This window comes from Paenibacillus sp. FSL R5-0636 (assembly GCF_037974255.1).
Lineage (GTDB): Bacteria > Bacillota > Bacilli > Paenibacillales > Paenibacillaceae > Paenibacillus_AQ > Paenibacillus_AQ odorifer.
Map to the genome: position 1 here is coordinate 1333517 of NZ_CP150232.1, position 22378 is coordinate 1355894.

21 protein-coding genes are annotated in these 22378 nt (G+C 42.5%); 16 read left to right on the plus strand and 5 right to left on the minus strand.

The features are described from left to right. Positions 1-19: 19 nt before the first annotated feature. On the minus strand, positions 20-922 hold the full coding sequence (locus MKX34_RS05815; RefSeq protein WP_305953659.1) for a TIGR01777 family oxidoreductase: 903 nt from the start codon (positions 920-922) through the stop codon (positions 20-22). Positions 923-970: 48 nt separating this feature from the next. Beyond that, on the minus strand, positions 971-1432 hold the full coding sequence (locus tag MKX34_RS05820) for a DUF2621 domain-containing protein (RefSeq protein ID WP_036681700.1): 462 nt from the start codon (positions 1430-1432) through the stop codon (positions 971-973). Between the two features lie 172 nt (positions 1433-1604). On the opposite strand from MKX34_RS05820, the gene MKX34_RS05825 reads away from it, so the two are divergent. The 14 genes from MKX34_RS05825 (at position 1605) to MKX34_RS05890 (ending at position 17155) form a co-directional block, all read left to right on the plus strand. Beyond that, positions 1605-2714, plus strand: a complete 1110-nt coding sequence (locus tag MKX34_RS05825; RefSeq protein ID WP_038569120.1) for a deoxyribonuclease IV — start codon at positions 1605-1607, stop codon at positions 2712-2714. A gap of 65 nt (positions 2715-2779) precedes the next feature. After that, the gene (gene purU, locus MKX34_RS05830) at positions 2780-3679 is read left to right on the plus strand and encodes a formyltetrahydrofolate deformylase (protein ID WP_036681703.1); all 900 of its coding nucleotides are present in this window, start codon (positions 2780-2782) and stop codon (positions 3677-3679) included. A gap of 175 nt (positions 3680-3854) precedes the next feature. Further along, entirely contained in the window at positions 3855-4604 is a 750-nt protein-coding gene (locus MKX34_RS05835; RefSeq protein ID WP_076296854.1) for an SAF domain-containing protein, read from the plus strand. A 12-nt stretch (positions 4605-4616) separates the two neighbouring features. Then, entirely contained in the window at positions 4617-5681 is a 1065-nt protein-coding gene (locus tag MKX34_RS05840) for a hypothetical protein (RefSeq protein ID WP_038569124.1), read from the plus strand. 98 nt (positions 5682-5779) lie between these two features. After that, positions 5780-7123: an ATPase, T2SS/T4P/T4SS family gene (locus MKX34_RS05845; RefSeq protein ID WP_169744740.1), complete on the plus strand. Its 1344-nt coding sequence runs from the start codon at positions 5780-5782 to the stop codon at positions 7121-7123. Between the two features lie 12 nt (positions 7124-7135). Then, complete coding sequence (locus MKX34_RS05850; protein ID WP_076272053.1) at positions 7136-8185, plus strand: hypothetical protein; 1050 nt, start codon at positions 7136-7138, stop codon at positions 8183-8185. A gap of 11 nt (positions 8186-8196) precedes the next feature. Beyond that, positions 8197-9066: a hypothetical protein gene (locus MKX34_RS05855; RefSeq protein ID WP_076296855.1), complete on the plus strand. Its 870-nt coding sequence runs from the start codon at positions 8197-8199 to the stop codon at positions 9064-9066. Between the two features lie 57 nt (positions 9067-9123). Continuing rightward, positions 9124-9333: a hypothetical protein gene (locus MKX34_RS05860; RefSeq protein WP_036681712.1), complete on the plus strand. Its 210-nt coding sequence runs from the start codon at positions 9124-9126 to the stop codon at positions 9331-9333. 5 nt (positions 9334-9338) lie between these two features. Beyond that, complete coding sequence (locus MKX34_RS05865; RefSeq protein ID WP_155288092.1) at positions 9339-9482, plus strand: hypothetical protein; 144 nt, start codon at positions 9339-9341, stop codon at positions 9480-9482. A 15-nt stretch (positions 9483-9497) separates the two neighbouring features. Beyond that, the gene (locus MKX34_RS05870; protein WP_036681716.1) at positions 9498-9878 is read left to right on the plus strand and encodes a hypothetical protein; all 381 of its coding nucleotides are present in this window, start codon (positions 9498-9500) and stop codon (positions 9876-9878) included. 20 nt (positions 9879-9898) lie between these two features. After that, positions 9899-10396, plus strand: a complete 498-nt coding sequence (locus MKX34_RS05875; RefSeq protein WP_076272051.1) for a hypothetical protein — start codon at positions 9899-9901, stop codon at positions 10394-10396. Between the two features lie 36 nt (positions 10397-10432). Next, positions 10433-11083 (plus strand): hypothetical protein, encoded by a 651-nt coding sequence (locus MKX34_RS05880; RefSeq protein ID WP_076296856.1) that lies wholly within the window; start codon positions 10433-10435, stop codon positions 11081-11083. A gap of 6 nt (positions 11084-11089) precedes the next feature. Continuing rightward, entirely contained in the window at positions 11090-13348 is a 2259-nt protein-coding gene (locus MKX34_RS05885; protein WP_076296857.1) for a PKD domain-containing protein, read from the plus strand. Positions 13349-13360: 12 nt separating this feature from the next. Continuing rightward, positions 13361-17155 (plus strand): hypothetical protein, encoded by a 3795-nt coding sequence (locus MKX34_RS05890; RefSeq protein ID WP_076296858.1) that lies wholly within the window; start codon positions 13361-13363, stop codon positions 17153-17155. Between the two features lie 88 nt (positions 17156-17243). Here the strand turns inward: MKX34_RS05890 and MKX34_RS05895 are convergent, their stop codons facing one another. Further along, a complete protein-coding gene (locus MKX34_RS05895) occupies positions 17244-17876 on the minus strand; it encodes a hypothetical protein (RefSeq protein ID WP_036681725.1) in 633 nt (210 codons plus the stop codon). A 303-nt stretch (positions 17877-18179) separates the two neighbouring features. On the opposite strand from MKX34_RS05895, the gene tkt reads away from it, so the two are divergent. Together tkt and MKX34_RS05905 are read left to right on the plus strand one after the other, a co-directional pair. Next, positions 18180-20222 (plus strand): transketolase, encoded by a 2043-nt coding sequence (tkt, locus tag MKX34_RS05900; RefSeq protein ID WP_036681727.1) that lies wholly within the window; start codon positions 18180-18182, stop codon positions 20220-20222. Positions 20223-20255: 33 nt separating this feature from the next. Beyond that, entirely contained in the window at positions 20256-20573 is a 318-nt protein-coding gene (locus MKX34_RS05905; RefSeq protein WP_036681729.1) for a pyrimidine/purine nucleoside phosphorylase, read from the plus strand. Positions 20574-20614: 41 nt separating this feature from the next. Here MKX34_RS05905 and MKX34_RS05910 read toward each other — a convergent pair whose 3' ends face one another. Beyond that, the gene (locus tag MKX34_RS05910) at positions 20615-20803 is read right to left on the minus strand and encodes a hypothetical protein (RefSeq protein WP_339204583.1); all 189 of its coding nucleotides are present in this window, start codon (positions 20801-20803) and stop codon (positions 20615-20617) included. Between the two features lie 489 nt (positions 20804-21292). After that, positions 21293-22195 carry an NAD(P)-dependent oxidoreductase gene (locus MKX34_RS05915; protein WP_076099037.1) on the minus strand — a complete coding sequence of 301 codons (903 nt, stop codon included), beginning with the start codon at positions 22193-22195 and terminating at the stop codon, positions 21293-21295. Positions 22196-22378: the final 183 nt, after the last annotated feature.

A 22378-nucleotide genomic window follows, 5' to 3' on the forward strand; every position in this document is an offset into this window, starting at 1 on the left:
TCTAACGATGAATGTGGCTCTACAATTTTTGTTTTTTCAAATCTTCTAAAGCGACTTGAAGTGTAGGGAAGGTAAAGTCAAAGCCATGATTTAATGCCGCTGCGGGCAGGACGCGCTGACCTTTAAGTAAGATTTCGGATAATTCTCCGGCTGCTGTTTTTAACAGGAAGGCTGGTAAAGGGAACCAATGTGGCCGTTTGTAGACTGTGCCAATCGTTCTGCCGAACTCTTCGTTCGTTACCGGATGTGGAGCAGTCGCATTAACAGGTCCGTTAATCGTTGGATTTTGCGTACAGAAATCAATTAGACGGACGATATCCGTCAGATGGATCCAAGAGAGCCACTGCTTTCCAGAGCCAATGTTTCCGCCAAAACCTAATAAATAAGGCAGCTTCATTTTGGGGAATGCTCCGCTCTCATTGCCGAGCACAACTCCGGTACGCAGCTTGACCACGCGGATATCATGGTAGGTTTCATCTGAAGCTTCTTCCCATGTCTTAACTACTTCTGAAGGGAAATCCATGACCTGGGCTGGTGAGGACTCATTAAAAGTATCCTCTAAAGAGGTACCGTAAATCGCCACGGCGGAAGCCTGAATGATTACGGAAGGCTTTTGCTTCATTTGATCTACTAACTTAGCTGCTGCGGAAACGGTTGCAAGTCGGGACTGCATAATCGCTTTTTTGCGACTTGGACTCCAGCGCTGGCTAAGGGAAGCTCCGGCGAGATTAATTAGGGCAGCTGCATTTTCCACTGGAGCGGGATTAGAACCTAGACTGTCCCAGGTGTGGTAACTCAGCTTAGGATGAATTGTTGTTGCGTCTTTTGGTAAATTCCGACCTACAATAGCAACTTCATTACCTGCTTGCAGCCAGTATTTTGCTAGTTCGCTACCTATAAAACCGGTGCCGCCACATATCACATATTTCAAAGGAGGGCCTCCGTTCTAAATCGTACAATTCATTAAAAATTACTTAAACAAATGCTGGTAAGCAGAGTAATCGATTTTATTCTTTTCGAGAAAATTGACAAGAAAACGGTTATCGCGCCGCGGTGTGGCAACTATGTAACCTTTAATACAGTGATCGCGAGTAACTTCTTTTGCATTGCTCTCGACTGCGATTTTTCCGATCTCGGCAGCAATAGAATGCTTCGCAATATCACGAAATGGCCCAGGTACAGGTTGAACAAGCTGGTCCAAAAAGGCCTTTGTTTCGTCACTCCAGAGCGGGCGGCTACGTTCCACCCAGTAATTTTGCCAGTCTAGCTTTGACTTTCCATCAGCTTTGGGCAGGACCTTTAGGAATTTGCGGAACATAAAAAAACCGCCGATACACATGGAACCAAGCAGCATAAATGTCCAGAAAGCGATAGAGTTCATAAACCAATTGCTCGGTGTGGATAATAAACCAAGTCCTGATTGGATAAACATGCATACACCACCTTTTGGCAATGAGGATTCTCACACGAATTATTCTCATATTAAAGTATAGCTTATTTCCAAAGTTTTGCGAAGCAGAACCCGGCATATTGGCCTCGTCTAGATTTATTTTTCCGATCACGGTAGAATAGGGGTTAATTCGTGAAGGAAAGAGGGAAGAAGTATGCTGAAAATAGGTTCACACGTGTCTTGCTCGGACAAGGGTCTTTTGACCGCAGCAAATGAAGCAAATGAGTATGGTTCCAGCTCGTTTATGATATATACAGGAGCGCCGCAGAATACGCGCCGCAAGCCGATTGATGCCATGTATCCCAACGAAGGGAAGCAGGTTATGAAAGAGAATGGTGTAGAGGAGATTGTTGTCCATGCACCTTACATTATTAATCTCGCTTCCTATAAAGAGAATACGTATCAACTGGCTGTTGATTTCCTGCAAGAGGAAATTCGCCGTACGCATGCACTTGAGGTCAAGCATATTGTATTACATCCAGGTGCGTTCACTGATAAAGATGCTGAATATGGTATTCAGCGGATTGCAGATGGTCTGAATGAGGTGCTTGGAGGCACGAACGAAACGGAAGTGCATATCGCTTTAGAAACTATGGCTGGTAAGGGAACAGAGATCGGCCGCAGTTTTGAAGAAATCGCTTCTATTATTGCTAAGGTCGAACATAACGAACGTCTGTCGGTCTGTCTTGATACTTGCCACATTCATGATGCTGGCTATGATATCGTTAATGATTTGGACGGTGTTCTCAACAAATTTGATGAGACTATCGGATTGAACCGTCTTGGTGTAATCCACATTAATGACAGTAAAAATCCATGTGGCGCTCGCAAAGACCGTCACACTCCAATTGGCTCGGGTTGGATTGGCTTTGATACGATTAACAAAATCGTACACCATGAAAAGCTGGAAGGTCTTCCTTTCATTCTGGAGACCCCATGGATTGGTAAAGATGCTAAGACACAACGTCCGATGTATGAGGTGGAGATCGCTTTGCTGCGTGGTAATGTAGCTGAACGATTTGGAGCGGAATTCGTGCAGGATGTTGAAACATTACGTGAATTTTTTGCCAAGCAGGAGATCGATTCCCGTCAATATGTACTTAATGTCTGGGAGCTGCTGAAGAACGATGCCAAAGCTAAAAAAGCTGATCCACGTGAACCACTGGAGCGTCTATACGATGAAGTTGTCGCTGCCCAGCTGTTCCCGCAGCTAAGCGAGGAAGCTATTAATCATCGCTTAATTGCTTGGTTAGCAGGCAAATAAGTGCTCGTGAACGCTTAAGCTATACTTCAGATTGCGTATGTAGATGAGAGGATGGGAAGAGGGTCATGGAATTACACGTAAAAAGAAACAATTCGTCAGGTGTCGAGCATTATTCCAACCGGGCACGTATGCTCATTTCCTGTCCTGACGGACCGGGAATTGTGGCGGCTGTATCACACTTTCTGTATCAGCATGGCGCAAATATTGTGCAGTCGGATCAGTATACGATGGATCCAGATGGTGGAATGTTCTTTATGAGAGTCGAGTTTGACCTACCTGAATTAGGCGATCGTCTGGAAGAGATTCGCTCTCAATTTGGCGGAGTGGCGGAGCGTTTTAAGATGGACTGGAAGATCTTTAATGTTCGTCATAAGAAGAAACTTGCCATATTCGTCTCTAAAGAAGACCATTGTCTTGTTGAACTGCTCTGGCAGTGGCAAGCGGGCGATCTCGATGCCGATATTGCCCTCGTCGTTAGTAACCATTTGGATATGAAATCTTATGTCGAGTCGTTTGGCATTCCATTTCATCATATTCCAGTCACAGCGGATACTAAGGCTGAAGCAGAAAAACGCCAGTTAGAGGTCATCGGAGACGATATCGATGTTATTATATTGGCACGGTATATGCAGATTATTTCGCCGTCCTTTATTGAGCATTATCGCCATCAGATTATTAATATTCATCACTCTTTCCTGCCTGCCTTTATTGGTGGCAATCCATACGCCCAAGCGTATCAACGCGGGGTGAAAATTATCGGGGCAACTGCTCACTATGTTACTGAAGAACTAGACGGTGGACCGATTATTGAACAGGATGTACAGCGGGTAAGCCACAGTGATGATGTTATTGAGCTGAAACGGATTGGACGTACCATTGAACGTGTTGTTCTGGCTCGTGCGGTGAAATGGCATATCGAGGACCGGATTCTCGTCCATCAGAATAAAACTGTAGTATTTAAATAAAGGTATTCTCCGGTGAAAGCAACGATTATGCCCGAGGGCTTTCACCGGAACCCTTTAATTTAATAGTTCTCTAAATCTCTATGAGGTAAAAAAGCATTTTACCAGCAGCTTGGCTATTTATGCCAAGGTGCTTTTTGTCGTTCTCAAAAATCATGTAGTTAAGGAGGTGGAAGGTTTGTCGTTACAGCGGGGACGTTTGTTAAAACGTAATTATTTCTTCGCAAGTCTCATTTTGATTACTGGATTCGGGGGATTGCTAGGTTATGATCTCTATTTCAAGCCCTACGTGCTTTCCCAAACCGTGGTCAAAGTTAAGGTGGGAGCTGGGGAATCTCTACCTAAAAATTATGAGCTGAAAGCAAGTGATTTGTATCTGGATTCTGTTCAGACCAAGGATATACCCTCTGGTGTAATTACGGAAATCGCACAAGTGGAGCACAAAATTACGAATGTGAATCTGACTAACGGTAGTATTTTGACAGCATCACTGGTGGATGTTAGTGATTTAGAGCCTTTGCGGGATGAAGGTATATTTCCTATTCCGAAGGAGGCCATCTATGCCATTAATGGTTCGTTGCGAAGCCGGGATAAGGTAGACATTTATCTTGTAGAAGGTGATCGAGAGAAGCAGCGAGAGGCGCTCGTTTCAAATACAGGGGAAAAAGAAAACGAGGAGCAGGTGAAAGAACAAAGCTGGCTTTGCGATCCTACTAAAGAGATCTTCTTATCTGGAGTTACCGTGAACTATGTGCGAACAGAAGACAATAATGATGTGCAGGATTCTGAGAAAGGTAACAACAATAACCGATTCACTTCTACTGGCAAGGTGGCGACACCAGAATTGAAGCTGAAGAAAAATGAGGGTCAAAGGCTAGGGAAATTTTTGGAGCAGGGCAAAAAGCTGTGGATCGTACGGGTAGAGTAGGGGGAGATTGCCTTGAAAATATTTAGTCTGGGCATAGATCAGTTAACGATTAATGATATCAAAAACGCGGGATTTAATGTAGTTACACAAAACGTGTATCCCGATCCGGCGCATACCGAAGGTCATATGTTAATGGTTACTAGTGACCAGGTACCTGTTCAAGCGCTTAGCGAGCTGCGATACAAATATCCAAGCTCTATGATCCTGTATTTATATCTGCAAAAGGGAATTCGGGGCTATCAAGCTGTGCATATGTTATGTGAAAGCTTAGGTCTATATTTTATTCCTCCTCGTTCTACCTCGTCAGCAGTGATAGAGAAGATTCGTTTTATCCTGGAAGAGGATGGGGAGGAACGGAGCAATTTGGTTGGTTTTTTTGGCTCAGGTCCAGGCATTGGTTGCACAAGTGTGGCGAAGCTGTTTGCAAGACGAATTGCTGCGGCAGGTCTACGTGTTCTTGTACTTGGTTTGGATCTATATGATCCCGGGTATGAGCGCAAAGCTACGATCAGTCTAGACAAACTGCGCCCCAAGCTTACAGGGAAGATGATTCATGATGAAGATTTCCAGCAATTGATTAGACAGGATGGCTATTTGTATCTACCGGGAAATTACGACTATTTAAGTGTTCAGGATTATCTGGAGGAGGAGATCGAATATTTCTTGGCTAGAGCTGGAGCAAATGCAGATGTGGTTATTGCTGATTTCGGTTCAATTCCCGAGAGTGCTGCGTGGTATGTCGGTATGCAAAAGTCGTCGTTACGCATGATTGTCACTCATCCTAAACATGAATACAGATTAGAACCTCTTTTCGAGCTTACGGGGCATATAGATCTGCGTCCGCATGATTTCCAGCTGATCATTAACCGCAGTAATGTGGAGGAAATATCTTCGTCCAAAAATATGGCCCTTAGATTTGGCACTGAAATCTTGCTGGAGTTACCGTATTACCAGCCCTTGCAGGAAAGCTTGCCTCTAGGCAAAAAAGAGCTGCAGCATGTGGATGATAAGGTACATTCTCTATTGGTGTCGATGGGATTAGCGCCAGAGGCCAAAAAGAAAGGGATATTTCTATGATTGAAACTCTCGCGAGTCGTCCACTCTTTTCTCTAAAACAAAGCGTGTTACGCACTAGCAAACCGGGCAAGGAAGATTTTTATGCTTTTTTACAAAAAATGAAGACCGAGATGAACGAAGGATTAGAACGTGAGGATGACGCTTACTTCGAGCTAAATGCAAAGGCTTTGATTGGCGATCCGCAGGCAGTTAGTTTTTTTATGAATGAGATTGAGAAGTACTTACGAAAAACACCTTTTACTGGAAAGGTTCCAGAAGCGTACCGAACGGCGGCAGAGGCGCTGTATCACGAGTGGAAGGGCTTTGGGCCAGCGTATCGTTGGTTTACTGATCGTGCATACAGCGAGTCAACCGGATTACAAATGATTGGGAAGCAAATTTTTTATAACTATAAAGGTGAATTTATAGCTTATCCGTATGAGATGCCTTCACTGGATCGGGTGGAGCAGCTGAAGCGTTCCTTACTAAAAAGTGATCCCAATAAAAAGCTGAACAAGGATAATCCTTCGGTGGAGTTCAAAATGGATGATCCGCTCTGGCCAGGTCGATTTATTCGGCTTGCGATTTGGGTATCACCTAGGGTCTGGGAGGGTTTTACTACGATATCACTGCGGCGACAAGTTGTAGAATTTCTGGATTTGGAGGATCAAGCGGGTACGGAATGTATTCCTGCGGAGGCGGTTGAGTTCATTCGGGCGTTATCGTCCACGTTTCGTAATACCATTATTGCAGGTGCTGTAGGGTCAGGAAAAACAACCTTTGCCAATACGATTGTTGGTGAGCAGCTGCTTGGCTCTTCATCCTGCATGGGAGTGGTGATGATAGAGAAACATCCGGAATCCATTTTACCGTATCAGATTAAAGGCCATCGGATTATTCCAATTCAAGCTGCGAATGAGGAACTGATGGAGGTGGGAGTAGAGTCGCTGCGGCATGACCCGAATATTTTGTATATGACAGAGATGCGTTATAACGAGTGGGAATTTTATTTGTGGAGTGGGGAAAAAGGATACGACGGGATTACCGGAACCTTCCACACTGTGGATTCGGAGGACATTCCTTATCAAGGTGCATTTGCTGTATCCACAAGAATTGGCGGGAGTCTTAAGGGGCATTTGATCTCTGCGCTGAAATCATGCGAGCTGGTGTTTATTTTGGAGAGTGTTCCGAACGGGAAGAAGCGGCTGGCGCGAATATCAGAAATCTTTTACGAAGAGGATAGAAATTCAGTGTTTGCTAATGATCTTATGCGCTGGGAGCCGCAGGAAATGTGTTGGTCTTACAATGACAAGCTGACGAAAAATCTGATGCTGAAAATGACTAAGAAAAATGCGCAGGCTACGCAGATTGTCCAAAAAGAGCTGGGACGACTTGCTTCAACAAAGCCGATGGATCAGCCGCTTAAAGAAAGCTTGAAATCTAAGATAGTACTTAATGAGTGAGGAGGTGCAGCTATGGATTTACTATTGTATATTTTTCGTTTTGTCCTTCATTTATGGATTGCGTGGGGACTGTGGTTACTCACCAAACTGCTCATCGAAAGGCATTTACGGCAGGTAGTCCAGAAAGTGGATTTTCGAATTAAACATAAGATGAGTATTTTTGGCAAAAGAGTCAGCTCGGTTAAAAAAAGGCTGTGGCTCTACCGCCATCTGGACAAGCTTCTCTATTTCGTACACCGGAAGTATGAACCGGGCATTAGCGTTATGCGTTTTGTTATGCGTACAGCCATTTTGTTTATTGCGGTTTTCTTATCAGGACTACTGACACTTAGTGAGCTCCCTGGAAGGTTGCGTTTTAACAATCCTTTTTTGGAGGGGATTACTTTTAATGAGGGACAGCCGATTCAGGGGGCGTGGAGATTTCCGCTTTTTATAGCTGTAATATCTGCGACGATTCCTTATTTTCGTATGAGATATATCTATGCACAGCGGAAGGTACATGGAAGCTACGATCTCCTCGATGTAGTCAAAATCTCCACCAAATTCACACATTTGTCGGTAGATTCGATCCTTGATCGGACAGCGGATTTTCTAACGGATAAAAATGTACTAAAGAGCCCTCTGAAGCTGCTAGGTGCCGCATTTTCTAATTACAGTAATGAGAAGGAGCTTGTTGAGGAGGCAGGGAGATTCTCCAGCGCGATTGGCACCACCTTCGCTTTAGAGTTTATATCAGATTTGCTCTATGCCGAGAAGGAGGGAACCCGTTATTTAAAAAGCTCGCTAATGCTGTTGAATCGTTCTATGGAGCAGCAGAGAGAGACGATTTTGACTGTAAAAGCAGGAAGTAGAGATGCGATCAGCCTTGGCTTATATGGGAATCTTCTGGTGCTGGTATCTACGGTTGGAACCTTTATGTATATGCTGAAGCCCGATGTCTATTTTCAACTGCAGTTCGAAACTACGGCAGGTCTTTCCTTTTTGATGGTGATCGTCTCCGGCCTTTTTATCTCTTTTGTGATCAGTACTATTCTTGCCAGACCCAAACTGGACTACCACTAAGGTGATGAACTATGGATAGATTATTACTACTAATTACAGTGATCGGGATCGTGTATATCGCATTACTTGTGTTTGTGAGCAGCAGCAGTAAGCAGGAACGATATCTTGTCCGACTGGGCATACGGTGGAATGCGCTGGGTGAACGCGTGCAGAGTGATAGATTTCAGCAATTATTGAATGAATGTGGTTTATCAATTTCAGCTCGAAAAGTTACGCTATTTCGTTATTCAGCGGCAATCATCTATTTATTTAGCCAAGTCGTCAGCAATTTCATCCGATCTGTTCCTTTTTCATTCTATGACCCTCTAATTGCTCTACTTATTCTCGTAATCAGCAGTCCGATGCGTTATCTTCCGCTTGGTTGGGTGTTGGCGTGGCTTCACCAAAAGACGAATATTCAAAAAGATGGCGAGTTGATCTCCTTCATTCGCCTCTATGAGAATAATCGCCTACGTAAGCGCGGATATGTGCAGTTTGGTGCTTTTTGTGGGAGTACAGCGGGATATTTTCAATATATACGTCAGGACTTGTATGAGCTGTCAGAACGGGCAGTAGATGAGGGTGTGGAGGGGGCGATTGAATGGTTTTGTGCCAAATTTCCGGATAACCATCACTTTATTAATGACATCCGGTCCATTTTACTGGCTACAGAAGGTATGGATGATGACACGGAAGCTGCAAACTATTTGCGTGAACAAGGCAAGATTATCTCCAAAATCTCCAGCGATCAGTATTTAAAAAAATGGTCATTCATCGGTGATCTATCGACGATTATTAATGTTATTCCATCGATTGCTACTTTTTTGATGATCGTTGCGATGGCGATGCAGTACATTTTGCTAATCAAAGGAAATTTTAATGGAGTCGGCATGTTCCAGTGAAAAATTGTATATTCAACCTTATTTTTAAAACCTAAAATAAAAAGGGAGAAATTAACAATGAAAAAAGACGCTATTTCTACAGGTTTGTTTATCGCTATCGGTTTTTTGTGTGTGGCCATCGTAATTGCCATTTTGATTCCTCTGGTGCGTGACGTGATTAATGCTGCCGATGATAATAGACCGACGATCCCGGGGGTATCTCTAACTCAACCGCTGGTTCCTAGCCAAACTGCTGTAACTATGTCCATGACTCACGTTTCGGTATAAATCAGATGAAAAAAGACTCTATTTCCGTCGCTATGTTTTTGGCCATTGGATTTATAATTGCGGGGATGTTTGTCACGGTAGCTACGCATATGATCGGCAGCAGTCAGGACGACATCATCTCACATACTAAGCAAGTGGAACAGTATTAGAAGGAGGCGTATCTAATGAAGGAGACTGTCCTCCGGGCATTGTTCATGTGGCTAGTCCTGTTTATTATCCTGCAGCCTATCTTCACCTACATAGATTATCTGCTAGATTTACAGGTCAAAGCTAATACGTCCTATATCACACAAAAAGCAGCAACAGAGGGGATGGTTACAGCTTCTATGCGGAATGAAGTAATTTCAAATCTGAAGGCGATTGGATTTTCTGAAGCTTCGATAGAAATTACGAGCAGTACAGACACCGTTCAAGAGCGAAAGCAACGAATTGATGTGTATGTAACCGCGCCGCGGATAAATCTGTTTCCTTATAATTTTTCTACGGTTTCGCAGCCGACTCGATATTATGGGCATGGATCAATTATGAGTGAGTATCTCGATTGACTAAGGGATGAGCGTAATTTATGGATTACATTATTAAGCTGGCATTTGTCCTACTGATCTTTATCTACTCCTGGTTCTTTCAGATCCAGAATCAGGAGTGGGACCAGCTGCGCAGCATGTTAAAAGACGCAAATAATATCGCTGTTCACGATGCCGCACAGGAATTAGATGAGACCGAATTGACTCGTGGTCGTCTGATTATAGATCCTACAGAAGCGTACGATACTTTTCAGCAAACCCTACAGAACAATCTAGGCCTTGATAGCGGCCTTTCCCCCCAAGGGGGCAGTCGCTTTAAGACACAAGTAAAGATTGTGAAATTCGATATTATTGACGATTCCGATGGGGTGACTTTTCCACTTTTATACGAGGATAGCGAATATGGCATAACCAAATACATCGCAGGTCCTTCGGTTATTGCCGTCATTGAGACGGAGCACCCGGTTCTGATCTCCAGATCCAAAACACAACAGCCCATCAGGGTACCAGCAGTTCAGGAGTATAAGTTCAATAAGTAATAAAAATCCAATTAAAGAAAAGGGAGAGATTCAGTGATGAAGAAGACCATTGTAAGGGCAGCTTTGACTACGACAATGTTATTTAGCATGGTATTGGGGCAGAACGTGATTACTAACGCAGCAGCGGTTACACCAGTAGCCACGGCTACACCAACAGCTACAGCAAAACCTACTGCTACACCAGTACCTATTATGAGGGATAACTTAAGTAAATATGGTTTGAAAAAGGATTTGGAGTTGCCGGTTACGGTTACGGCAGGTGGACTTAGCTATACGCTTGAGAAGTTTATGATTTATGATATTAATTCCATTGAAGCACAAAGTTTAATAAAACTTTACAATTACGATACATTTGGAGGACTGGTTAGTAAACCCAAACATTTCATTTGGACTAAAATTACAATTACGAATAACAGCAAAAAAATAGTGAAAAGATCTTTAAATGATCAAAAAGAAAAGTGGAGTTTAAGTTTACAAGATGGTGGGAGAATAGATCAAATTTGGCCAAAGATTAACGTGAAAAAGTTGAATAATAAAGAAGCGTTTTATTATTATACCCTTAAGCCAGGAGAACAACTAACTACTTACCAAGCTTATTTATATGATAAAGACTTTAATTATTTTGTGGTTCGTTTGTTTCATGACGGTGGATTTGATGAAAAATTTGTAGTCAATTCTCCTGAGTAAGTAAAAATGAAAAAAATAATCATCTCATGTCTATGTTTTTTATTGCTCATTCAGCTTATGGCACCTATTTCAGTACAAGCAGCCGACACGAAATTAACCTCGGTTGCTATACCTATTACTACAGGTTTACTAGGATCGAATAATGCCGCTAAAGATTTTTATTTGGAGCTTCCTAGTGGAGTATCTAGTTCATCAGTAAAGACTAATACTTTAAAATATAGTGGATCTAACGAAAAAACCAACCTCTCTCTTGAGAATGGGAAAATTAAGATTACATTAAAAGGAGTCTCTAATCAAAAACATATTAAAGAAGTACAGGGTTATAGAGCCTCTTTTCAAGAACGTTATAAGACTGAAATTTATAATTCAATATGGTTATACTCTGACGGAAGAAGATGGCAAATAAATCAGTATGATGAAAAAAAAGATAATATGGTGACAGATGATAAAGCTGCAACGGATGGCTATCCTTCAAAAAATCCACCAACAACATTAGTAACTGCAGGACCTTATCAAGATAACGAATACCTAAAATGGTACAACGGATCGAAAACTGAGGTCATCGATTCTCAAAATATCATTGAGTCTACTATTAAACCTAAAGTAACTGAAAAATCTTCATATGCTCAAGACCCAAAATTTAAAAATGGAAGAATTATTTTGAACTATACGATTCCTGCGGGAGTTCCTTGGGATCCTGAAGATAACACAGGTTTAACTGGAAAAGCAGAAGGACGAAGATATAAGGCATTTACGGAGTACTATTACACCGCAGACGCCAAAGTAACCACCTACAGCTACGGGGGAACAGTCCGCTTTGAATACGGTCTCCCAGATGAAGCTACACTCACAGGCTCCGCAATTATAGAACAACCTAATCCAAACCCAATTAAGTTTGATAATAAGAACGTGCCAGTTAAAATCGCTTTGAAGGGCGAATTGCTATCCTATAAAGATACTTCGAACATTTCAGAGTGGATTTTTTATGCCAAAGAGAAAGGTAATGAAGGCTCGCTCCAGACAAAAAAGGTGTATACCAAAACTCTAACAGCAAACGAAACTTTCAAATTTGAAATTCCAAAGGAGAAAGTGGCAGGTAAAAGTAACTACAGTCAAGAGTACGAACTAAGTATAGTAGTGAGATTTAAGAATGAAGTCGTGACCAAAAGAAGTAAGTTCGACTCGTTAAAAGAATCTTTTACAGTCAAAGCAGGAGTGTATACAACCTCAGATCCTCCGGGAGGAGGGTTTCCAGGTCCTACATCACCGCCAGAACTACCGAGAGAGTTAAAACCTCCAGTAGCTCTTATAAATGCACCCAAAACTGTAAAAGCAGGACAAGAGTTTGTAGCCAGTGCAGCAGGGTCGTATGACCCTGATGGTTATATTACGGATTACTTTTGGGATACGCCTAATGCTAAGGGAGAATTGAGCACTTTGCCAAGGGGAACGCTTTGGTATGATAAAGACCATTTGGGGGAACAAACACTTGCTTTGACTGTAATGGACGATGACAAAATGACTGGAAGTACTAGCACTGAGATTAATGTCATCGAGCCAAAACCAGATGCATCTATCAGGGTAGATGGTACATTAAAGCAAAATCGAAAGGTTATCATACAAAGTTACGTTAGTAGCCCGACTCACTATCCGTTAGTAGATGCTAAGACTAAAATCACCATCACAGCCGTATCAGGTGGAACGAATTCTGATATTAAATATAGCGGATCCCTGAACGGAGTATATAGCAAAGATGTGCTATTCAAGAAGCCAGGGAAATATAAAGCAACCATTTTTGTGGAGAATACATTAGGGCTAACTGCGAGAAACGAAACAACTTTTGATATAGCACCAGACCAGAAACCTTTTGCGTACTTTACGATGGCTGGAACTGCGTATCGTAATCCTTCAGATGGTAATCAAGCGACCATATCAATAGATGATATGTCTTACTCTCCAGATCAAGATATTGTGGTTAGTAGGCTTTGGGAATATCGCTACGATTCAGATAACAACGGTAGTTTTACAGGTGAGCCATGGGCTATTTTTAGCAATGAGAATTTAGATCGTTTGAATCTCAAGGTAAAGGAAGTCGGAAAATACGAAGTAAGACTAACTGTATTTGAAGAGTTTGGTCAGCCGACTATTGCTGAGTTTGTGACGCAGGCTGATCGGCAATCCATAGATTCGGAAGCTACACAAAATGTAATCGAACGAATCTTTACGGTTAAAAATCAAGCACCTGATGTCGATTGGTCATGGTAGAGAGGATTAGAGATGCGGAAATTAAAAAAAACAATTTCAACGTTTATGGCCCTTGTATTACTACTTCTTTCATTCCCTGAATTTTATTCGGGGAGTGTTAAGGTAGAGGCGGCAGGTGACCCAAATATCGTCAATTTTATGGATATTCGTCTTGAAGGATTTAATAAAACAACTCCTTGGGAGCCTGCTATGGGGAATATAGGATCTTTGAATTTGAATATGCCTGCTATGACCCTAACCAATATTACTTTTAATCTAACAACAAGAATACTGCGCTACGATTATGTACCTGATGCGCCTGTAGTTTTAACATCAGGGGATATTAATTGGTACTATGATACGCAACGTACTAGATTTCTTAATATTTACAGTTATATGTACAGGACAGATGGAAGTGGTAATACTGATTATGCTACTGATGCCTCATGGAGAATTGAAGAAATGCCACCTGTGAAAAGTTCGGATAGTCTTCAGTTTAACCTTGACAGAAATACGACCGCTTTTTATGAAAGTTATGCTTATCCAACGAAGTATGGAATTCCAAAAGCTCTTAAAGTCGCACTAAGAGCAAGTGATGCGCAACACCAACCTAACGAATGGATGAATGGTTGGCATAACAACGTATATTATGATTGGGATAACATACCTCTAATAATAAATTCAGCACCTACGCTCACAGTGACTACACCAAGCGAGCAGCAGCTACTGAATGAGCCAGGATTCAGTGGTATGAACATCGAGGGATATGTTCGAGATGTGGACAATAATGATCTAGTCGTTAGTGCTGAAATCCCTAATGTGTTCTATAAACAAGTCAATATCCAACAGGCATTAAATAATAAATGGTTTTCCATCCCAATAGATGTTTTGGCAGACGGAATTCCTCCTGGACGGCACAATATCATTATCAAGGTTGTGGATCCTTATAATTATAAGGATGAGAAATCGTTGGTCGTTAATGTATCCTATAGGCTTAGGAATAAATCCTTTATATTGATTAACACTCCTATAGACATATCAACCACATACAAGGACTATGAAGGAGATTTTAAATATCAAGAACGCTATAGATACGATCATAACCCGTATTTCTTCGATAATTCGATGGGTATCATTTCGGATAGTGGGTTATGGCGTTCAGAAAGGTATACCTCCTTTCCATATAGCGGACTCTATAAAGCAACCTTTCAAGCACGAGATAATCCTAAAAACGATGACCGATTCGATGACTATCGTTTATGGAGTCGAGATAATTTATCCTCAATGACCTATCATGTTCATCGGAAGCCCATTGCATTGTTTGCTGCCAAACTGGCGTGGGGATCTCTTCAGCTAACAGATAGTTCCTACGATTTGGACCACATCATGGCTGTTAATAAGGGACTTATAGCTTGGCAATGGCAGTATAAAAAAACTGATTCTGAAATATGGACAGACGGTCAACCGCCAGCTCAATTACCGAGTTCTGGACAATATGACATACGCCTTAGAGTACGTGATGTCGATGGCGAAAATGGGTTAGGGGTCTGGAGCGACTGGTGTGTAAGGACGGTGGGGGCTGCAGGTAATCTACCTCCCGTAGCGCTATTTACTGTTGATCCTAATATTGTTTCCTATCGCAAAGCTACTACCATAACAGACAAATCGTTTGATCCGGATAATGATCCATTAGATATGTATTACTGGACGGTTATCAAAGATGGTTGGAACAAAGTTTGGGAGCATTGGGGTGGAGCTACAACGCCACCTAATATCGCAGCTTTTGGAATCGGTAATTATCAAATTAGTTTACAAGTGCATGACAACCGAGGTTTATGGTCAGATTGGTATCGCCAAAATGTCCAGGTGATTAATCACCCACCCGCAGCAGCATTTAACATGCCAGCTGAAGTATATCGAGATACTGTAATTACAATGGATAATCTAACACCAGATCCTGATGAAGATGGAGATTCGCTTGCTTATTTATGGTACGCCAAACTCAACAATAGTCCTTATTATTATGCTGGCAGCAACCGCAACCAATCTTTGACGATACGAGATCTTATTGCTGGAAACGGAATTTCACCGCAACAGGCTATATCAGAAGGATGGGAAATGCGCCTTAAAGCAACAGACGTACCTAATCCCTCAAGTATTGGAGCTTTAAGTTCCAATGCAACACGTGTATTTACTGTTAAAAATCATGTTCCAACAGCTGCTATTAATGGTCCATCGGCAGTATTCCAATATGATACCCGACAATATACATCTTTTGATGAGGATGGAGATCCCTCAGATCTCGCTAGTCTGCAATACTTCTGGAAAGTAACAGATAGTGATGGCATTACGCAATGGTTTCGAACTCCTAATATTGATGTTAATTTTCCTGAGTCCGGTATCTATACATTGGAACACTGGGTTATCGATCAGATCGGTGATAAGTCTAATATAGCTACGTTGAAGGTGAATGTTACTAAGAATCTAGCGCCCTCGATGACATTGATAACCCCGTCGGGAACCGTAACCAATCCATCCGTAATAGATGCCGAAATACAAGGAGATCCATTAATTAAATGGAATTATACAGACCCAGAGAGTGATCGGCAGGAGAAGTACCGTTTAGAATTTTTTTCAAAAGACGGACTCTTAGTTAAGACAGTTGAGAACCTTGACACCACAGGTCAGCTGCGGCAATATCAACTCCCTAACCATACATTCAATCGATTTGAATACTTCACTGTATATGGGCGGGCTTATTCCAAGTTATCCTGGTCAGAAATATCTAACGAAAAAACGTTTATCATCGACAATCCGCCGCAGCCTGGATTCACATTAATCACGGATACAGGTAGAGATGCTGCCAAAGAGCCGATTTATCGGACGGATCTTCTTAATATCAAGAGCAAAGCGACGGATCCAGACATTCCAAAAGGAGATACGATCAGCTATAAGTATGATTTGAAATCATCCAACGGGACGTACGGATTGGCTAGTACTCAAGCTGAATTTACGAAGAAATTCACCTCAAATGGCGTCTTCACCTTGAAACAGACCGTTACGGATTCTCTAGGACTGTATCGAGAGCTATCTCTGATTATCACCGTAGCCAACCGTAAACCGACCGTAACGATAACGTACCCAACAAGTACTGACTCAAGTAAGCCTATGATCGCAAGTACGCTTACACCAATCATCAAGTGGGATTATCAAGATGAGGATGGAGATGAACAACAGCGGTATAAGGTACAAATTATCAACTTGGCGACAGGGATGGTTAAGGTTCAATCTGGCGAACAAAATTCAAGTGCCAAACAGTGGCAAGTGCCCGCGGGAATATTGGTTGAGAACGAAAAATATGCCGTGGAAGTGGAAGCTTTTGATGGTTATAACTGGAGTAATATCTCAGCGCGTAAATATTTCATGGTTAATCTGCTGAGTATTAAAGGTGGGGTCCAGCACACAGAGGAATGGAATAACAACCGTAAAGGCTACAATTTGAACAAGAGCGGTAATGAGGAGAGTCCAAGAGGCTACAATGTGTTTTGGGCAGGTGAGCGATTTATATTGCAAGGGATAGCAACCGGTCTACCTGATACTGTTGAGGTAACGATGACGGGAGGTTATTCTACGCAACTAAATCCCACGAACAGTGACAAAACCTTGTGGACAGGCGAATTATATGATCCAGCATTTGTGAAACTTCCCGATGGTCCAGTGAAATTTACCTTCACAGCTAAGAATGAGTACAATACCAAAATAGATACAGTTACTGTTGTGATCGCTGGCGATTGGTCCGAATATTTTCGGAACCATCGTGTGAAGTAATGATATATCTACGACTTTATCCTTTTTTCATCTAAAAAGGGCTACGCGGAAATACGATCCGCATAGCCCTTTTTTTACGAGCAACAACTTATATAACTCCTTCAGTCCGTTCTTCATTCATTCTCATCATTCTTGTCGCAACGGAAGGTGTATGTAAAGGTATATTCGTCGAACGCGCAGAGGCTCTTTGAGCTCTACGCACATAATAGGATAACTTGCCGCTGAATATTTTATGGGAACAGAGTGAAAGAGCGAAATCCTCCGGGGTAACAAAGCAGGAAGGCTTATTCACAGGCTGAACTGCGGTATTTTCAAATAAGGAAGCAACAAAATGAGAGCAGAAATAAGCGTTCTCTCGATCTATTTTAACATTTAGAAGTACGCCGATCAGGCCTAAAAGATGGTATTTATAACGTTCCTGATTTTTCATCATCCCTTGGACATGATTGTACATGGCATCGTATTCCGTGGCACTAACACGTAACTGATAAATAGAGCAATTTGCGCTGCTATAAAAAGGGTGAATGAAATTTTCTTGAATCAGACCCGCGACGAATGGATTGTGCATTTTTTTTCTTCCGAAGCTGTACACCTCACGTAGTTCACTATCAAAGGCGATCGAAGCATGGTTCAGATCAGCTTTTGTAAACCACTTAATGAAACCACTGAAGGCTGTACCTGTACCGGTAAGCACAATATAAACATCCTTTTTCGAAGTCATGTTCAGAATTCCTTTCCACTTGGAGATATTGGATAATGAATGAAAATTTTACTTGAGTAACTCCATCTTACTTTATATTCGAGCATTGTAAAACAAACTTTAGTCGCAATAGAAAACTAGACCATAGGCTAAGTAAAAACCCGTCTCATGACATAGTTACTTTTGCGTATATAAATGCGTAGATATTGCAAAACATAAGCTGTCAAACAAAGAGTTTTTAAAAACAATTGGAATTGCTTCCACACTAGTGATACAATAAGAGTCAAAATGACATTCTTGAGATTTCAGAGGAGGAACTATTAAATGAGTGAACAAGAACAAGCGATCCAGAAGGAAGAAAACTCAACAGTAGATAACTTGTCTATCACAACTATTCGTACGTTGGCTATTGATGCTATCGAAAAAGCGAATTCCGGCCATCCAGGTATGCCAATGGGTTCTGCACCAATGGGCTACCAACTGTTTGCAAAAACAATGAATCATAACCCTGATCATCCAACATGGGTAAACCGCGATCGTTTTGTATTGTCCGCTGGACATGGTTCCATGCTTCTGTACAGCTTGCTGCACCTTAGTGGCTATGATCTTCCTATGGAAGAATTGAAACAATTCCGTCAATGGGGTAGCTTGACTCCTGGTCACCCGGAAGTTGGTCACACAGCTGGTGTTGATGCAACTACAGGTCCGCTTGGACAAGGTATTGGTATGGCCGTTGGTATGGCTATGGCCGAAGCTCAATTGGGCGCAACCTACAACAAAGAAGGACATAACGTAGTTGACCACTATACTTATGCTATTTGTGGTGATGGTGACCTTATGGAAGGGATCTCTTCTGAGTCCGCTTCTCTTGCGGGTCATTTGAAACTCGGAAAATTGGTTGTATTGTATGATTCAAATGATATTTCCCTTGATGGTAAATTGAATCTTTCTTTCTCCGAAAATGTAGCTCAACGTTTTGATGCTTATGGTTGGCAAGTTCTGCGTGTAGAAGACGGAAATGACCTTCCGGCTATTGAAAAAGCTATTGCTGAGGCGCAAGCTGAGACTAGCAAACCGACTTTGATCGAAGTGAAAACAGTTATTGGTTATGGTAGCCCTAACAAACAAGGTAAAGGCGGCCATGGCGGTACTCACGGTTCTCCACTTGGAGCAGAAGAAGCTAAGCTGACCAAAGATTTCTACAAATGGGTATACGAAGAAGATTTCTATGTGCCTGACGAAGTTCGTGCACATTTTGCAGAAGTGAAGAAAAACGGAATCGCAGCTAACAAAGCTTGGGACGATAAATTTGCAGCTTACAAAAAAGCATATCCAGAGCTTGCTGCACAATTCGAAACAGTAATCAATGGCGATCTTCCAGAAGGCTGGGATGCTAACCTTCCAACTTACACTACTGAAGATAAAGCAGTATCGACTCGTGTCGCTTCCGGTAGTGCGCTTAACGGTCTGACTGCTGGCGTTCCTCAGCTAGTGGGTGGTTCCGCTGACTTGGAAAGCTCCACTATGACGCATTTGAATGGTTTGACATCTTTCACACCAGAATCTTATGATGGCCGCAACATTTATTTCGGCGTACGTGAGTTTGGTATGGCTGCTGCAATGAACGGTATTGCTCTGCACACTGGTCTTAAAGTATTCGGAGGAACATTCTTCGTATTCACTGACTACCTGCGTCCAGCAATTCGTTTGGCTTCGATCATGAAATTGCCAGTAACCTATGTACTGACACATGACAGTATTGCAGTTGGTGAAGATGGTCCTACGCATGAACCAATCGAACAATTGGCTTCCCTGCGTATCATCCCAGGTCTAACTGTTATTCGTCCGGCTGATGCTAACGAAACTTCTGCAGCATGGGCTTATGCTATGGAAAACAAAGAGAATCCGGTTGCTTTGGTTCTGACCCGTCAAAACTTGCCAATTCTTGCTGGAACCGTAGATGGCGTTCGTGAAAACATCAAACGTGGTGGTTATGTTGTCTCTGATTCCAAAAATGGCACTCCACAAGCACAACTTATCGCAACTGGTTCTGAAGTACAGTTGGCAGTTAAAGCGCAAGCTGCTTTGGCAGAAGAAGGCATCGATGTTCGTGTAATCAGCTTGCCAAGCTGGGATCTGTTCGAAAAACAAGACAAAGAATATCGCGATTCCGTAATTCTTCCAGGAGTCAAAGCTCGTCTTGCTATCGAAATGGCACAAACCTTCGGCTGGGAACGTTACACTGGTGACCAAGGCGATATCCTAGGCATCACTACTTTCGGAGCTTCCGCCCCTGGCGATAGAGTTATGAAAGAATACGGCTTTACTGTAGAGAACGTAGTTAGCCGTGTGAAAGCACTTCTGTAATTAACTGAATAATCATTAGGGGGAGAACAAGTAATGAGTCAGTTTAACAACGCAACGATCGAAAAAGCAGCCAATGTATATTATGGCGGACAAGTAACCAGCCGTACGGTAATTTTGCAAGATGGATCTAAGGTGACACTGGGCATCATGTTGCCGGGTGTGTATGAATTTGGTACAGATGGTCCTGAAATTATGGAGATTCTGTCCGGCGATCTTAAAGTGCTGCTTCCCGGCACTGAGGTATGGCAGGAGATTAAGGGAGCGTCAACGTTCAATGTTCCTGGCAACTCTAAATTTGCGTTGGAAGTATTTGAAGTAACTGATTATTGCTGTTCTTACCCGGTTCTATAGAAAACAGACTTTTCTAAGGGTTGTCCTATAAGTAGCTTTTTTCATTGAGTGAGACGACCCGGATACACTTTAAAAATCGTAGAAGTCAGCAAAGCAGCGGTTCTCCCGTTATTGGAGGATCGCTGCTTTTTGTTGTGGCTGGTGATTGCTTGATGTTCAATTATGTATTCATTATGCTCCTTTTGCAGCTTAAGGAAGTAGATGACATTAGGGCTGGGTCGGATAATCACTAAATTAGCACTGAGTCATAACCATCCCCACCGCGTACGGACCCAGATGACGTTAACACTAGATCAACACCAATGTAGCACCGGGTCGACACCAATCCTACCGCTAAGGACCCAGATGACGCTATTAGCAAATTTATAGCCTTTAGAGCAAGCTTTCGGACTCCAGTGCAGCTATTCCATAGAAACAGCCTCATAATTGGCATTTTTTATGCCAATAACGACTATGGAGTCCGATAGCCAGCGACTAACCAGTACTTCGCGACCTTCTTAGTAACTATCTCACCAACACCGCCACAACGTCCCGAGTAACTCTACAGCAACCAATATTTTCTTGCACTACAACTGTTAATTTGGTATTATAAATATACAAACGAACGTTCGTATATTTGATTTAACAATGGAATTCTCCATAAAGAAAAGACCGTATCGCAATATCATGTGCGGGGCGGTCGTAAATGTTCTTATGAAGTAGGTATTGAGTTCTTGAATTTATTTATCGGATACATTTGCACCCATCTTTTGGCCGATCCACTCTTCGTAACATTTCACTACAGCAGAGAGATCTTCTTCACCATAACCTTGGGTGAATCCAGCTTGGAACATGCTTTTAGCCAAGCCCAGCATAGGAGAAGGAACGCCTGTTGAATCGCTGTGGGCAGAGGCAAGCTTCAAATCCTTAAGCATTAGAGCGAGGGAGAATTGATTGCTGAAATCATCTTCTATGATTTTACGTCCTTTAAGCTCAGCTTGTTTGCTGCCCGCTGAACCAAGTTGTACCAGTTCCAAGAACTTGTCTGCTGGTACGCCTGATTTAACGGCAATGGCGAACCCTTCGGCTAGGGCAACATTATGAATGCCGACCATAGCATTGTGAGCCAGCTTGGCCACAGCGCCGCTGCCGTTCTCACCCATATGTAGCAGCTTCTTACCCAAAGTATCAAAGATATCACGATGTTGTTCTATGACCTCAGCACTACCGCCGACCATGAACACTAAGGTTCCTTCAATCGCTGCTGGTTTGCTTCCAGTTACTGGCGCGTCTAGGAAATGTCCACCGCGAGCTTCTACAGCAGCGGCAATTTCACGAACTAGTCCTGGTGAAATTGTGCTGGAATCAATAATTAGTCCACCAGGCTTCACAGCATCAAGAATACCATCTTGACCATAAAACACTTCACGAACCGAATCATCATTGCTGATCATGGTAATAATAACATCCTTACCCTCAGCCGCTTCGCGGGGCGTGAGAGCAGTCTGGGCACCTTCTGCTTCAAGAGGTTTACATTTGGCTGCCGTACGGTTGTATACCGTAACCTGAAAGCCGCCACGTAGTAAATTGGAGGCCATAGGCGCACCCATTGTTCCGAGTCCGATAAAACCGATTTGTTTCATTTATATAGCCACCTTCCGTTTTCTTTATTCTATCACGGCACTTTGTCCAGCACCACAGCACACCTATGTCTTTTGATACAGGAAACGCTTCCAAGGAACTTTGAAAAACTTGGTTCTAATGCCCTCTATGTGCCCTAAGACCTTGCCAGTCAAGGCAAATTAAAGTATCCTAATTATAAAGTT